Origin of the sequence: Thermithiobacillus plumbiphilus, from assembly GCF_038070005.1 — a bacterium.
In the GTDB taxonomy this organism is placed as follows: Bacteria; Pseudomonadota; Gammaproteobacteria; order Acidithiobacillales; family Thermithiobacillaceae; genus JBBPCO01.
Genome location: NZ_JBBPCO010000007.1, coordinates 145,818 through 160,548, shown reverse-complemented (window position 1 = coordinate 160,548; position 14,731 = coordinate 145,818). Strand labels below are relative to the sequence as shown.

The following is a 14,731-nucleotide window of genomic DNA, read 5'->3' as shown; positions in this document are numbered from 1 at the left end:
ATGCCGTCGGTGCTCACCACACCCACACACTTCACTCAACCAGTTTGTTAAAGAGCCGAATCCTGTGTTGCCGTTGCATCCGCCTTTCGGCTATCGCTGCAATGTGGTGGGCATTATACGCGGCCGGAGCCCTTCGTCAACCCTTTTTCAGAATTTTTTCGAAATCTCGAAAAATACTGAAAAATCAAAGGATTAACTGATAACCAAGCGGGCGAACTGGCGCTTGCCCACCTGGGCCACCCAGGTTTCTCCCGCCTGCAGCTGCAGAGTGGTATCGGTGATCCGCTCGCCATTGAGACGCACGGCACCTTCACGGATCTTGCGGAAGGCCTCGCTGTTGCTGGCCGTCAGACCGGCCCTGGTCAGGGCCGTGGCGATGCCGAGACCGCCACCTTCCGCATCAAGGTTATATTCAGACAACTCTGAGGGTATCTGGTTCCGCTGGAAACGCGCGATGAAATCCCGCTGCGCCTCGTCTGCCTTGCCAAGGCCATGAAAGCGCTGCACGAGTTCCCAGGCCAGCAACATCTTGATGTCGCGGGGGTTGCGAACCCCGTCCTTTGCTTCCTGTTGCCACTGGTTCAGCTCAGCAGCATCGCGATCAGACAACAGGACAAAGTAGCGCCACATGAGTTCATCGGAGATCGACATCAGCTTGCCAAACATCTCCGCGGGCGCCTCATCGATCCCGATATAATTGCCGAGCGACTTCGACATCTTCTGTTTGCCGTCGGTCCCTTCGAGCAGGGGCATGGTCATGATGACCTGAGGGGCTTGTCCATACTCGCGCTGCAACTCGCGCCCCATCAGCAGGTTGAAGCGCTGGTCGGTACCCCCAAGCTCGAGGTCCGCCCTGAGGGCGACGGAGTCATAGCCCTGCACCAGGGGATAGAGAAATTCGTGAATGGCGATGGGCTGGCCACCGGTGTAACGCTTGTGAAAATCTTCGCGCTCGAGCATGCGGGCCACGGTCTGGCGGGCGGCGAGCTGAATGAGATCCGCCGAACTCATGGCATTCATCCAGGTGGAGTTGAAGGCCACGGTGGTTCTGTCGGGGTCGAGCACCTTGTAGATCTGCCGGGCATAGGTGTCGGCATTGGCCTGCACTTCCGCGCGCGTCAGGGGCTTGCGGGTGACATTCTTGCCGGTCGGGTCGCCGATCATGCCGGTGAAGTCGCCAATCAGGAAGATGACCTCGTGACCGAGCTGCTGGAACTGGCGCATTTTCTGCAGGAGCACCGTGTGCCCCAGATGCAGGTCGGGCGCGGTGGGGTCGAATCCGGCCTTTACCCGCAGGGGCCGGTTTTCGCTGAAGGAGCGCTTGAGCTTCTCCTCGAATTCCGCCTCGACGAGCACATCCACGGCGCCACGGCGCAGGATGGCGAGACTTTCTTGCAAACCCTCCATGAGCATTCCTTTGAAAGTGTGTGCGGGCCTCGAAAGGCCCTTTGGCCCGATCGGCGCTATCTTAACATGCCCGCTGTGCCGATTGGACAAGTGGAATATGGATAAAAAAAGACCCCCGATGGGAAACCGGGGGCCGAAAAGGTTGGCGGGCTAGCACGGGGAAAGACGCAGCATGGGCTGTCGAATTGCCCGCCAACTGCACTACGCGACTCTTGAAGCACGATGCGTGCCAGTCTAGAAGATAAAGTTGACCTGAGCGCTGAAGCGGTCACCAATGGCATCGGAGATGGCAAGGGCGTTCTGGCGCTGGGCCGCCTGGGTGATGGCACCGGGATTAGGGACTTCCTGGTCGCGGAACTCATAGTTCAGGGTCACGCGCGCCTTGGGGCTGAAGTGATACTGAGTACCGAGGGTCCAGGTGGTGAACTGGCGTTCCTGGGCGGCATTGTTGCTGAGCCGGTCGAAGGTGTCATAACGCAGGTCCAGTTCCAGTTTGGGCATGACGAAGTAACCGGCTTCGAGGTACCAGCCGTCGGCCTTGTTTTCCGTGCCCAGGGCCATGGTGTTCGTCGGCGACTGAACGCCATCCACGGTGGGGGTGGCATCGAAACCAGTGTCATTGAAGGGCGGGTTCAGGCCAGTAAAGATCATGCCCTTGCCGCGCATGTATTCGCCGGACACCCGCAAGGGCTTCTGCCAGTATTTGAAACCCAGCCCCTCGCGCACGCGCCGGTAACTGTTGCCGTCGAAAGTGCGGTTACCCTGCTGGCGCCAGATCCAGCCGGTCAGATCCTCGCGAAAGACACCGGCACCGCCAAAGATGTAGCTCGCCTGCAAGCGTGCGGTGATATCCCGGTCGCCATTGTTGTCCGTGGTGTTGATGCCGCTGCCATTGCTGACCATGGCGGCATAGGCATATTCCATTTTGCCCTTCGTGAACCAGTCGTATGCCTGCATGCCAATGTCACGGAATGCGCTGGAGCTGCCGACGACATTACCGCCCACGGTACCCGCAGGTGGTGCCGCGTATAAATTTCCGGCCTGACCCGGTGCGCCATTCGCCACCATGAAGCGCTCCAAGACCAGACTATCGAGCACACTGGTGAAGTTATTATAGGCGTAGACGATCGGTACGGACTGCAGGCCTTCCTCGGCATGGGCAGCTTGAACTGGCCAATCCGGATGCGGGCACCCGGAATGTAGTTGAGCGTCACCGAGGCATCGGCCAGTGCCACGGCATCCTCGCGAGTGATACCGTTCTTGCCGAATTCCGCCATGATGAAATAGTTGATCCGTTCATCGATGGGAGACATCACGCCACGCACGCCGACGCGCGCACGACGCAGGAAGAAACTCGATGTACTGGTCTGGTCGGGCGCCACCTTGTTGAAAACCGGATCGCGGCCATTGAAGTTCGCGTTTGCCGCGCCGCTGACGCCATCCCCGGTGTAATACTCGAAAGCAGGCTGCATGAAACCCCAGATCTTAACCGGGGCAGCAGTACCGGGTGCCTCATTGCCCTGCAGGGCAAACCAGTTGGTGGCCTGCGCCGCCTGCGGGACGGCAGCCAATATCACTGCTCCTCCGATGATCAGCTTTGTAATTGTTTTGTTCACTTGTTTTTCTCCTCGAGCGGTCATGTGATGTGTATTCAGGGACGAATATAGAGCCAGCCCTGTTTTTCGCGTTTCAGGATGTAGACGATGCCCGCAGGCGTGGTCTTGACCGCCGGGTTCAGGTCGGCCTTGACCTTGTTCATGGCTTTCATGGTGTTTTCACAGGCAAGGAAGTTGATTCCTTGAGCGGCGAGATCCTGGATGCGCTGCGCGTTTACATTGTCCTTGAAGAACAGTCGCAGGCCTGGCCCATAGGCGACCACGTCGATGGCGACCATGTCCGGACCAAAGTACTTGAGCAGGTTGGCAACGTTGTTGAGGATCAGGGTCTGCTTCTCGGCACTGCCATCACTGGCCTGAATCACGGTTTTGTAAGTGGCCAGGCTGTCATCGGGGGGCATGCTGTTGATGCCCTGGTCCGAAGTCTCGGCAGGGGCTTCCGTCGCGGCCTGCACGGGTCCTGTCAAAAGCAGGCCGGCACAGGCGAGCGCGGCCATTGCGCCTGATAGGAAAGACGGCTTCATGTTGTCTCCTTAAGCTGATGAAGGCTGTTGAAAGGCTCCAAGCGCTTAATACAAGAAGCATGCCGCCAGAAAGTCAGAAAAAATGCAGTCCCTTTTGTCTCAGGACTGCATTTTGCAAGTGTCGATCATCTGCCGCGGTGCAATTTGCAATCACCCGCTTTTCAGCAAACCCGAGCCTGGCGGCGTGGGGAGGTCCTTGAGCTTGCGCCAGAGGGTGGTCTTGTCGATGCCGAGAATGTCCGCAGCGCGCTTGCGTTCACCACCAACCAGCCGCAGCACATGGGCGATGTAGCGGCTTTCGAGTTCGGCGAGTGTGACCAAGGACTCTGCTGGCAGCTCGGCATTGAATCCGGGCGTGTCCGCCGGCTCGATCTCGGGCAGGTCCGCAATGTCCAGCGGACACCCGGGCTCGGCCATGATCACGGCACGCTCGATGACGTTGCGCAGTTCGCGAATATTGCCGGGCCATCTTGCCTGAGAGAGCACCTGCAGGGCGGTCGGCGTGAAGCCCGGCACATTGCGGGCATACTGCTGGGTGAGCTCGGCAAGAAAGTGTGTGGCCAGCCGGGGAATGTCCTCCACGCGCTCGCGCAAGGGCGGCAGGCGAATGTCCACGACGTTGAGGCGATGAAAGAGGTCATGTCGAAACTCGCCCTGTTTCACCATCTGTGTCAGGTCCCGGTTGGTTGCAACGATGAAGCGCACGTCGATATGCACCGGCTGCAGGCCACCGACCCGGGTGAGCTGGCCTTCCTGAATGACCCGCAACAGCTTCATCTGCATGGCGTCGGAGATATTGCAGATTTCATCCAGAAACACCGTGCCACCACTTGCGGCTTCAAGCAGGCCGCGCTTGCGGCTCACCGCGCCGGTGAAAGCCCCCTTTTCATGGCCGAACAGCTCGGATTCCAGCAGGGTATCGGACAGGGCGCCGCAGTCGATCACGACAAATGGCTTTTCCCGACGTGCGCCACTCTGATGAATGGCCTGCGCGACCAGTTCCTTGCCGGTACCGGATTCGCCGCTGATGATGACGTTACAGGCAATGTCGGCCACCTTGCGTATGCGGGCAAACACCTGCTCCATCGCCGACGACTGGCCAATCATGCCGAGATTGCTCCAGTCGGGCATCGCACGCCTGAGCAGCGCATTTTCCTGCTCAAGACGCGACTTTTCCAGGACACGCTCGATGACCAGGGCCATTTCATCGAGATCAAAGGGTTTTTTGATGAAATCCGCGGCACCCGCCTTCATGGCATGAATGGCATTATCCAGCGAGGAGTGGCCAGTCACGACCAGTATAGGCACTTCCGGATCGATGCCTTTGAGGCGGTGCAGCAGTTCAAAGCCGTCCATCCCCGGCATGCGCAGGTCGGTGACCACCAGGCAGGCGCCCTGACAGGCAAAGGCATCGAGTGCTGCCTGGGAATCCTCGAAGACTTCGCTGGGATAGGGCAACATGCGGCCAAAGCGGCGCAGCATGCTGGCGGCAACGGGATCGTCGTCAACGAAGAGGATCGGCAACTTAACCGGCATGGCGAAATACCTCCTGAAGACCAGTGACGTTCCTGACTGCTTGGCTGGCTGCTTCCTGAGCGGCCCGTGGCAGCTGAATCTTTATCCGGGCACCGCCAAGCACCGGGCTTCTGTCCATCCAGAGCTCTCCTCTGTGGCGTTTCACGATACCGAAACTCACCGACAGTCCAAGACCTGTACCCTGCCCTTGGGCCTTGGTGCTGAAAAAGGGATCGAAGATGCGCGGCAGCAGTTCTTCCGGCACGCCCGGCCCGCTATCCTCGACATGAACCCGCAGGTTCTCCGGGTCTTCGAAGGCCATGATCAATACCTGCCCCTGACTCGGGCAGGCCTGAATGGCATTCAATATGACATTGATGAGCACCTGGAGGATCTGGCCGCGGTCAGCCCTGAGCCGCAGATCGCCTGCCACCTGCAGCTCCAGACCGACACCAGCGGACTGGGCCTTGCGCCGTAGCAAGGAAACGGCTTCCTCCAGCAGGGCTTGCAGGGAAAATTCATCATAATTGGGCTGCATGCAGCGGGAAAAATTGAGCAGGCCCTGAATGATGTCGGCAGCCCGTTCGCACTCGCGGCGCATGGTGACCAGATCCTCCTGCAACCAGGCCGGCAACTGGCCGGCACCCTCCCGCTCCATCAGCTTGGCAAGGGCCAGCATGTTGTTCAGCGGATTGTTGATCTCATGGCCAAGACCTGCCGCCAATTCCCCAACCGTGGCCAGTTTGGCGGCCTGACAGGCGAGCACCTCGGCCCGATCCCGCTCCTGCGCCGTGGCATCCAGACGCTGGACCATGTAGTTGAATGCCTGGGCAAGCCTGCCCAGCTCATCCGTCCGCCGCAGTTCCAGCGGAAAGTCCCGCTCCCCATCGGCATACCCCTTCAGCTTGGCCGCCAGCAGGCGGATGGGATCAGCAAGTTGCTGGGCCAGCCAGCGCGACAGCACCAGGCTCAGGACCAGCAGCAAGGCTGCCAGCAGGAGAATACTGCGCTGCATCTCGGCAACCGGCGCGAGCAGGATGTCACGCGACACCCGGACAGCAACGATCCAGCCAGGATTTCCCACGCCACCCGGGTCGAATCGCTGGAAAAACAATCTCTCATTGCGATCCGGCAGGGAAATGACGCCTTGGCTTCGCGCACCGAGCTGCTGCCAGACAGTCTGCCCCAATACCGACTGAACCCGATAATTCCTGCCGGTCTGGTCGCCAAAGCGCAGGCGCCGATCCGGATGGTACAGGAATACCCCATCCCGCCGGGCATCCCGGGGATCCAGTTCGGCCACGAAGACCTGTCCCTTGCTGCGCCGCGCGATCCGTGCGAACAACTCGTCGAAGCGTTTGCCCCAGGTGTTTACCGCCAGAAAGGCCCTTACCTCACCATTGACGCTCAGCGGAATCATGTAGCGGATCATGGGCGGGCAGAAATCTTCCTCAGGCCCGGCCTGCCCCATCTCGAAACGGGACATGCCAAGTTCCCCGACCTTGAGATTGTCCCGCACCCAGTGAAAGAAGGGCTGATCGGCCAGGTTGCCGACATAAGCCCGCCCGTCCGCCAGGTGCAGCTTCGGTTCGACCAGCGAGCCTTCCTTTGACTTCAGGAGATTGATGCCATCCCGATCGATCACCCGGATGGCCTGTATACCGGGCTGTTCACGCTGGAAGGCCAGCATGAAGGCGGCAGTCCGGTCTGCCTGCTGCTGGTAGGCAAGCGGATCACGCCCATCCATGACCCGCACGAAATCCTCGAATACCGGCACGGTGGCCAGGGCGCGCACCATGGCCTGGTCGGAGGCCACTTCCGCACGGGCATCCTGAATGCTCTGGCGCACAGCCAGGCTGATTTCCTCCTGCACCTGGCTTTCCAGACGCTTGGCGTTCTGGGATACCACCACGCCCAGGACGACCAGCAAGGGCACAATGCTGGCAAGGGCAAGCACGACAAAGAATTTGCTTTGAAGGCGCATAGGTTGTTCCGGATGATGGACTCTGCCCAAAGACATACAAGATTCGTTCCATTTCGGAATCGATGCCTGGGTTTGACAAAATCCGCCGCTGGCCAGAAGATGCCGGCGCGGGACACAGGAGAACACATGGGCGTCGAGAGAGCCAAGAGAAGCAGCATTTCACGCGCGCATCTGGAACGCGTGCTAGAGGCCCTGGACAAGCAGGATCAGGATGCCCTGCGCGCCCTGATCGAGGATCATCACCCAGGTGATCAGTTGCTCCTGCTCAATCTGCTGTCTCCGCTGGATCGACGCGCCATCTACCCCGTGCTCGATACCGAGGAACTTGCCGAACTCCTGCCGCTGGCGGACGAGGTGATCGCGCAGGAAATGCTCGACAGCTTGCCGCAAGATCGCATTGGTGCCGCCTTGGCGCTGATGGACACCGACGATGCCGCCGACGTGCTGCAATGGGAGGACGACGAGGCCCGCCGCCAGGATCTGATCGCGTTCCTGCCCCAGGCGGATCAGGCTCATGTGCGCGAGTTGCTGAGCTATCCCGAGAACAGCGCCGGCGGCCTGATGCAGACGGAACTGTTCTCGGTGCCGGCCAAGTGGCGGGTCAGGCGGGTGCTGGAAAAGCTGCGGCGCGCGCCACTGGATCTCGAAGACATCCACGACATCTATCTCGTGGACAACCGTGGGGTGCTCAACGGCGTCATCAGCCTTTATCAGGTGCTGCGCCTGGATCCCGAGCAGCCGGTCATCGAAGGCGCCGATACCGATCCGGTCAGCGTCACCCCGGAAGTGGATCAGGAGCGCGTTGCCCATCTGTTCAAGCAGCATAATCTCGCCAGCATGCCGGTGCTCGACGAGGGCGGACACATCCTGGGACGCATCACCGCCGACGACATCTTCTACGTGCTGGAAGAGGAAGCCACGGAAGATCTCTACCGCCTGGCCAATCTCGGCGAGGCTGGCGACCTGCACGAGGCGGTCAGCCGCACCGTCGCCAAACGCTCGAGCTGGCTCATGCTGAATCTGGGCCTGTCCACGCTCACTTCCATGGTGGTCGGCATCTTCGAGGACAGCATCAGCCGCATGGCAGCCCTTGCCGTGCTGATGCCCATCATTGCCAACGTCGGTGGTGTTGGTGGCATCCAGACCTTTACCATCGTCGTGCGTGGCATCGCCCTGGGTCAGATCAACCTGAGCCTGGGGCTGCGTACCATTGGTCGCCAGGCAATCGTCGGATTGCTCAACGGTCTGATCATCGGTGCCGTGCTGGCCCTGGTGACCTGGTGGCGTTTTGACAACGCCATGCTGGGCGCCCTGATCGCCATTGCCATGCTGGTCAGCCTGATCATGGCCGGCCTGGTCGGCTCTGCATTGCCCATCGCCATGCGCCGCCTCAATCTCGATCCACCCCTTGCTTCCGGCCTGGTCACGACAGTCACGGACATGACCGCCTTTTTCACCTTCCTTGCGTTGGCCACTTTTTTCCTGATTCAATAAGCAGGGGCTGAAATATCAATTTTTGCGCATCTACAATGATTTTCATGAATCCTGTTGCGCATGCGCAACAGGATCAGCCAGCATCCAGACCAAAGTCCCGGACCGCATGGCGCTTGAACTTTGCTGCTGGATGAACTAAGGTTTCATTGATTTGGTTCGCGAAAACGCGGCTTCCCTTCCTGGATCAGGTTGCGGGACAGCTGGAGAAAACGATGAAAAAACACCATCCGGACATCCTCGATAGCATGCTTCCCACCGCCTCCGGGCCTGAAAAAACCAAATACCGGCGGAAACTCGTTCTCTCCCTTTCCATGGCAGCCATCGTATTCGGTCTGGGGTACAACCTGACCGGCAGCGCCTACAAGGCACCCACCCCGGACCTGATGGCGCTCAGTGTCAACCCGCTCACGCTACCCACCCCGCCGGATGCGAAAAACCCCCAGCTTTCCCTGCCAGACACCCAGCTCGAAATGCCCGAACTCAAGGTCCCGGAGTGGGAGCTGCTGACCCTCAAGAAGGGCGATACACTCTCGACCCTCTTCTCTCGTGCCGGGCTCGATCCGCGGGTCGCCCTGCCCATCGCGGATGCCAGCCGGTCGGTCTACTCCCTGCGCAAACTGCGTCCCGGCGACAAGCTGGAAGTACAGAAGGGGGCCGACAACACCCCGGAGAAAGTGCGGGTACATCTCAGCCCGGTGCGAACCCTGACCATTCAGGCCCAGGGCGGCCGCTACAGCGCCAGGATCGATGAAAAGCCACTTGAAACCCGGCGCCAGCGCAGCACCGTGGCGATCAAAAGCTCCCTGTTCGAGGATGGCCAGCGCGCCGGCTTGAGTGATGCCGCCATTCTCGCTGCCGCGCACATCTTCCGCTATGACGTCGACTTCGCCCGCGATCTGCATCCCGGCACCACCCTGACCCTGATCCATGATGCCCGCTACGATGGCAGCCACAAGATCAGCGATGGCAACATTCTGGCTGCCGAACTCAAGCTCGACGACAAAACCTACCGCCTGATGCGTTTCGAATACCCGGATGGCAGCATCAAATATGTGGACCCCAATGGCCGACTGACCGAAAGGGCCTTCATCCGAACCCCGGTGGCCTTCTCACGCATCAGCTCCAAGTTCACCAAGGCGCGCTACCATCCGGTGCTTGGCAAGTGGCGGTCACACAAGGGTGTCGATTATGCCGCGCCCACCGGCACCCCGGTGGTGGCCACGGCCAATGCCACGGTGGAAATGGCCGGACGGGGTGGCGGGTATGGCAACCTGATCGTATTGAAATACGACCGGCGCATCTCGATGGCCTACGGCCATCTCTCCCGATTCGCCAAGGGCATCAGACCAGGCGTCAAGGTGAAGCTCGGGCAGACCATCGGCTTTGTCGGACAGACTGGCCTGGCCACCGGCCCCCACCTGCATTATGAAATTCGCGTCAATGGCGTTGCCAAAGACCCGCTCAAGGTCGCCCTGCCCAATGCCGAGTACCTGCCTGAGAACTATCGCAAGCGCTATCGCAGTCAGGCTACCCAGTATCTTGCCCTGCTGGAGGGCAAGGAAGCCGCCTCGCAGGTTGCAATGCGTTAATATCAAATGACGATCTGGCACGCCATTGGCATCATGTCGGGCACCAGCGCCGATGGCATCGACGCCGCCCTGATCCGTCAATCAGACAAGCATATCGAACTGCTGCATCACAGTAGCCAGCTCTTCCCGGGCGCATTGCGCCAGAGCGTGCTCTCCCTGAATCAGCCCGGACCCGACGAGATCACGCACATGGGCCGCTGCGCCCGTCAGCTCGGGCGGGCCTATGCAGGTATCGTCGATACCCTGTTGCAGACCAGCGGCTTTTCCAGGGATCAGATCGACGTGATCGGCTGCCATGGCCAGACCATCCGGCATCAGCCCGCGGGCAGAGATGGCTTTACCCTGCAGATTGGCCAGGCCGAGGATATCGTCGAATCGACCGGCATCACCACGGCAGCCGATTTTCGCCCGCGCGATCTGGCCGCCGGCGGACAGGGCGCGCCCCTGGTGCCCCCCTTCCATCAGGCACTGTTTCAGACCCATCAGCCGCGCATCATCCTCAATCTCGGCGGCATGGCCAACCTCACATGGCTACCGCCGCAAGCATCCCAGGACGAGCCCGTGGCCTTCGACACCGGTCCGGGCAATGTCCTGCTGGATGCCCTGTCGCGACAGCTCAGCCAGGGCGCGAAGCACTTTGACGCGAATGGCGAGATCGCCCGGCAGGGGCAGGTGAACCAGGACATCCTCTCCGCCTGCCTGCAGGCGGACTATTTTCAGGAGCCTCCGCCCAAGAGCACGGGTCGGGAACTGTTCGGGGAAGACTATCTCAGCCAGCTACAGGAGCGATGGCATTGCCAAGGGCCGGACCTCATGGCTACCCTGGTGGCGCTCACCGCCGAATCGGTGGCGCAGGCCATCAGGCGCTGGACCGCCGTTGCACCGGAAATGCTGGTATTTGGCGGTGGTGCCGAAAATGCTGTTTTGATGCAGGCCTTGGCCAAGGCACTGCCGGAGATGCGCATCCTGCGCGGAGAAAGGGAAACCGGCATTCCGAGCCAGGCACTCGAGGCCATGGCCTTTGCCTGGCTGGCCCTGCGCAGCGTCATGGGGTTGCCCGGCAACCTGCCCGGCGTCACGGGCGCGCGCCGGGGCGTGGCACTCGGCGCCATCCATCCCGGCGACAACTGGGGCAAGTTGCTGCAGAAGGTGACCCGGGCAGGATAGACCATTCCGGGCGCAAAAGCCCGGAATGATGCCGGTCAGACTGCTTCCGGGCCCTGCTCCCGCAAGCCGAGCGGGACGTACTCGCGGCCGTGTTCGCCGGTATAGACCTGGGTCGGGCGGAAGATCCGGTTGTCGCCCAGTTGCTCGCGCCAGTGCGCCAGCCAGCCCGCGGATCGGGCCATTGCAAAGATTGGCGTAAAGAGATCCGGCTTGATGCCCATCTCGTAATACAGCACGCCCGAATAGAAATCCACGTTCGGGAATACGCCCTTAGCACCCAACCGCTGCTCGGCGGCCTTCTCCAGCGCAAGGGCCGTTTCAAAGAGCTGGCTGTGACGCAAGCCGCGCTGATCGGCCAGCCTTTGCATCAGACCCTGCAGAATGGTCGCGCGAGGATCCTTGGTCTTGTACTCGCGGTGGCCAAAGCCCCAGATCTTTTCCTTGCGCGCCAGCTTTTCATCCAGCACTTTTCCCACGTGCTTCGCGTCGCCGATCTCCGCCAGCATCTCGACCACTTTCTCGTTGGCGCCACCATGCAGAGGGCCAGACAGGGTCCCCACCGCCCCGGCAATCACGCCATAAGGGCTGGCCAGGGTCGAGCCCGCCACCAATACCGCGAAGGTCGAGGCATTGATGGTGTGCTCGGCATGCAGGATGAGACAGACATCCAGGATACGCGCCAGCAAGGGATCCGGCTGCTCGCCCTTGAGCATGTACAGGAAGTTCTCGGCGTGAGTCAGGTCGGTGCGCGGCGGGACCGGATCATTGCCGCAGCGAATGTGCTCCCACATCGTCACCAGGGTCGGCATGCGCGCGATGATGCGCACCGACATCTTGTGCACGTAATCGAGATCATTGCGCGGCCCGCCGCTCAGGAGATCATAGGCCGGATAGAACATGCCCAGGCTGGCAACGGCGGTCTGCAGCATGTCCATAGGGTGACCGGTCACGGGCATGAACTTCATCATTTCCCGCACGTTGTACTTCACCCGCCGGGCACTGCGCATGGCCTGATCGAACTCCTCCAGGGCCGCGGCTTGAGGCAGTTCGCCATCGAGCAGCAGCAAGGCCGTTTCCTCGAAGGTGCTGTGCTCCGCCAGTTGGGCGATCGGATAGCCCCGGTATTCCAGCAGGCCCGCCTGGCCGTCGATGTAGGAAATATTCGAACGTGTGGCCGGCACGCCTTCGAGGCCCGGCAAGTATTCCGGCAGTCTGTCCCGCATGATCTCTCCTCAGCCGTTTCGCAACAGCAAAAAGGGAGGCCGAGGCCTCCCTTGGGTCCTGCATGGATTTTAGCAGATCAGGCGGAAAAAGAAGAACCGCAGCCACAGGTGGTGGTGGCATTGGGATTCTTGATCACGAACTGCGCGCCTTCCAGGCCCTCGCTGAAATCGATTTCCGCGCCCGCCAGATATTGGTAGCTCATCGGATCGATCAGCAGGGTCACGCCGTGCTGGTTCACTTCGGTGTCACCTTCCTGGCCGTTCTCGTCAAAGGTGAACCCATACTGGAAGCCGGAACAGCCACCGCCCGAGACGAACACGCGCAACTTGAGATCCTGGTTGCCCTCTTCCTCGATGAGGCCCTTGACCTTGTTGGCCGCATTCTCCGTCAGGGTCAAAGCTGCCGGGATTTCTTCCACTTCCTGGGTCATCGTGCTCATATGCAGTCTCCATCAATCAAGGTTCATGTATTTCGGGCAAGCGGGTCAGCCCAATATTACCCGACTATTTTCCTCGGACATTCTATCCGGCGTCAAGTTCAAAAAATCAGGGCAGCAACGCCAATGCCCCAAGCCCGGCATCTTCCGGCAGACCAAAGAGCAGGTTCATGTTCTGCACCGCCTGCCCGGATGCCCCCTTCACCAGGTTGTCGATCACCGACAATACCACAATCTGGCCCGGACGCGGCTGATGCACCGCAATGCGGCAGACATTGCCACCGCGCACGCTGCGGGTGGCCGGATGCGAACCGGCCGGCAAGACGTCGACAAAGGGCTCGCCCTGATAGCGCGCCTCAAAGAGCGCCTGCAGTTCCGCAGTATCCATGGGGCTGCTCAAGCGGCCATAGAGCGTGGCATGAATGCCGCGGATCATGGGCGTGAGGTGCGGCACGAAGGTGAGCAGGACTTCCTGCCCGGCCCAGACTGACAGCTCCTGCTCGATCTCCGGCTGATGGCGATGCCCCGCCACGGCATAGGCGCTGAAACTGTCTCCGGCCTCGCAAAAGAGATTGGGGATCCTGGCCGTCCGCCCTGCCCCGCTCACGCCGGACTTCACATCGGCAATCAGGCCCTGGGCATCGAGCAGGCCCCTTTCCAGCAGGGGCAGGAAGCCAAGCTGCGTGGCCGTGGGATAGCAACCCGGATTGGCGACCAGCCGCGCCTCGCGGATTTCGTTGCGCCGGGTCTCGGGCAGGCCATACACCGCCTGCGCCAGCCAGTCCCGGCTGCGATGGTCCATGCCATACCAGCGGGCGAAGCTCTCAGGGTCGCGCAGGCGAAAGTCCGCCCCGAGATCGATGACCTTCACGCCGCGCTCGAGCAGTTGCGGCGCCAAGTCCATGGCCACCCCATGCGGCGTAGCGAAAAAGACGACATCACAGGCATCCGCAAGCCGCAATGGGTCAGGCTCGCTGAAGGCCAGATCATAAAAGCCGCGCAGGTTCGGAAAGAGCGCATCCACCCGCGTACCCGCCTCACCGCGCGAAGTGATTGCGGTGACGCGCGCCTGGGGATGTTGAGCGAGAATGCGCAACAGCTCGACCCCGGTATAGCCGGTGCCACCCACGATACCAACCCGGACTTTCATGTTTTACGACTCCTCAAGAACCTGACCCGGCCTAAGCTGACTGTTTCGGGATATAGCGCACGCCGGGCAGGCCCGAAAAATGCGCATCGGAACTCACCAGCTCAACGCCTGCCTGGCGGGCCGTGGCATAGATGATAGCATCCGCCATGGCGAGCCGACAGGAAGCCGCGAGATCGGCTGCCAGCAAGGCCAGGGATGTATCGAGCGGGACCACCTGCCCACGCTCCGTGACACCCAGGACCTCCAGCGCGAAACTCTCATCCCGCTCCCGGCAGATCCACTTATATAACTCATATTGCAGGACAGTGGGTACCAGCAGGACTTCCGGATCACTGAACCATGGCTGAAATGCATCGGCCAGGGCACCATCCGTCAGCCATTCGATCCAGCCGCAGGTGTCCACCAAGACCATCAGATACGATCCTGCCTGTCCCTGACATCGTCGGTATTCGCGCCACGCAAGCTGCCGCGCAGCTCGGCCATGCTGCGTTGCGGCACGAGCGCAATGGTATCGCCCCTGGTGACGAAGATGAAACGCTGGCCCGCCTTGAGATGCAAGCGCTCGCGGATGGCCTTGGGGATGCTGAGCTGAAATTTGGAAGACAAGGTGACTTCGTGCATTTTA

13 protein-coding genes are annotated in these 14,731 nt (G+C 60.8%); 3 read left to right on the top strand and 10 right to left on the bottom strand.

Going from position 1 to position 14,731, the window contains the following annotated elements; translation table 11 throughout:
* Positions 1-192: 192 nt before the first annotated feature.
* From tyrS to WOB96_RS08635, 5 genes are all read right to left on the bottom strand, one after another.
* Entirely contained in the window at positions 193-1,407 is a 1,215-nt protein-coding gene (tyrS, locus tag WOB96_RS08655) for a tyrosine--tRNA ligase (RefSeq protein WP_341370896.1), read from the bottom strand.
* 234 nt (positions 1,408-1,641) lie between these two features.
* Positions 1,642-2,505: a hypothetical protein gene (locus WOB96_RS08650; protein WP_341370895.1), complete on the bottom strand. Its 864-nt coding sequence runs from the start codon at positions 2,503-2,505 to the stop codon at positions 1,642-1,644.
* A 553-nt stretch (positions 2,506-3,058) separates the two neighbouring features.
* Positions 3,059-3,547, bottom strand: a complete 489-nt coding sequence (locus WOB96_RS08645; RefSeq protein WP_341370894.1) for a DsrE family protein — start codon at positions 3,545-3,547, stop codon at positions 3,059-3,061.
* A 150-nt stretch (positions 3,548-3,697) separates the two neighbouring features.
* Positions 3,698-5,083 (bottom strand): sigma-54-dependent transcriptional regulator, encoded by a 1,386-nt coding sequence (locus WOB96_RS08640; protein ID WP_341370893.1) that lies wholly within the window; start codon positions 5,081-5,083, stop codon positions 3,698-3,700.
* Positions 5,073-7,046, bottom strand: a complete 1,974-nt coding sequence (locus tag WOB96_RS08635; RefSeq protein ID WP_341370892.1) for a sensor histidine kinase — start codon at positions 7,044-7,046, stop codon at positions 5,073-5,075. Before WOB96_RS08635 ends, WOB96_RS08640 begins: the two co-directional genes overlap by 11 nt.
* 126 nt (positions 7,047-7,172) lie before the next feature.
* Between WOB96_RS08635 and mgtE the strand changes: the two genes are divergently transcribed.
* The 3 genes from mgtE (at position 7,173) to WOB96_RS08620 (ending at position 11,296) form a co-directional block, all read left to right on the top strand.
* Positions 7,173-8,540, top strand: a complete 1,368-nt coding sequence (gene mgtE, locus WOB96_RS08630) for a magnesium transporter (protein ID WP_341370891.1) — start codon at positions 7,173-7,175, stop codon at positions 8,538-8,540.
* Between the two features lie 212 nt (positions 8,541-8,752).
* Positions 8,753-10,129 carry a M23 family metallopeptidase gene (locus tag WOB96_RS08625; protein ID WP_341370890.1) on the top strand — a complete coding sequence of 459 codons (1,377 nt, stop codon included), beginning with the start codon at positions 8,753-8,755 and terminating at the stop codon, positions 10,127-10,129.
* Between the two features lie 6 nt (positions 10,130-10,135).
* A complete protein-coding gene (locus WOB96_RS08620) occupies positions 10,136-11,296 on the top strand; it encodes an anhydro-N-acetylmuramic acid kinase (RefSeq protein WP_341370889.1) in 1,161 nt (386 codons plus the stop codon).
* Positions 11,297-11,331: 35 nt separating this feature from the next.
* Here WOB96_RS08620 and WOB96_RS08615 read toward each other — a convergent pair whose 3' ends face one another.
* The 5 genes from WOB96_RS08615 to WOB96_RS08595 all read right to left on the bottom strand — a co-directional run bounded on the left by WOB96_RS08615 (position 11,332) and on the right by WOB96_RS08595 (position 14,727).
* Positions 11,332-12,519, bottom strand: coding sequence for a citrate synthase (locus tag WOB96_RS08615; protein ID WP_341370888.1), 1,188 nt, complete (start codon positions 12,517-12,519; stop codon positions 11,332-11,334).
* 77 nt (positions 12,520-12,596) lie between these two features.
* A complete protein-coding gene (gene erpA / locus WOB96_RS08610) occupies positions 12,597-12,959 on the bottom strand; it encodes an iron-sulfur cluster insertion protein ErpA (protein ID WP_341370887.1) in 363 nt (120 codons plus the stop codon).
* A 106-nt stretch (positions 12,960-13,065) separates the two neighbouring features.
* Complete coding sequence (gene argC, locus WOB96_RS08605) at positions 13,066-14,106, bottom strand: N-acetyl-gamma-glutamyl-phosphate reductase (RefSeq protein ID WP_341370886.1); 1,041 nt, start codon at positions 14,104-14,106, stop codon at positions 13,066-13,068.
* Between the two features lie 31 nt (positions 14,107-14,137).
* Complete coding sequence (locus WOB96_RS08600) at positions 14,138-14,518, bottom strand: type II toxin-antitoxin system VapC family toxin (protein ID WP_341370885.1); 381 nt, start codon at positions 14,516-14,518, stop codon at positions 14,138-14,140.
* A complete protein-coding gene (locus WOB96_RS08595) occupies positions 14,518-14,727 on the bottom strand; it encodes an AbrB/MazE/SpoVT family DNA-binding domain-containing protein (RefSeq protein ID WP_341370884.1) in 210 nt (69 codons plus the stop codon). Before WOB96_RS08595 ends, WOB96_RS08600 begins: the two co-directional genes overlap by 1 nt.
* Between the last annotated feature and the right edge of the window lie 4 nt (positions 14,728-14,731).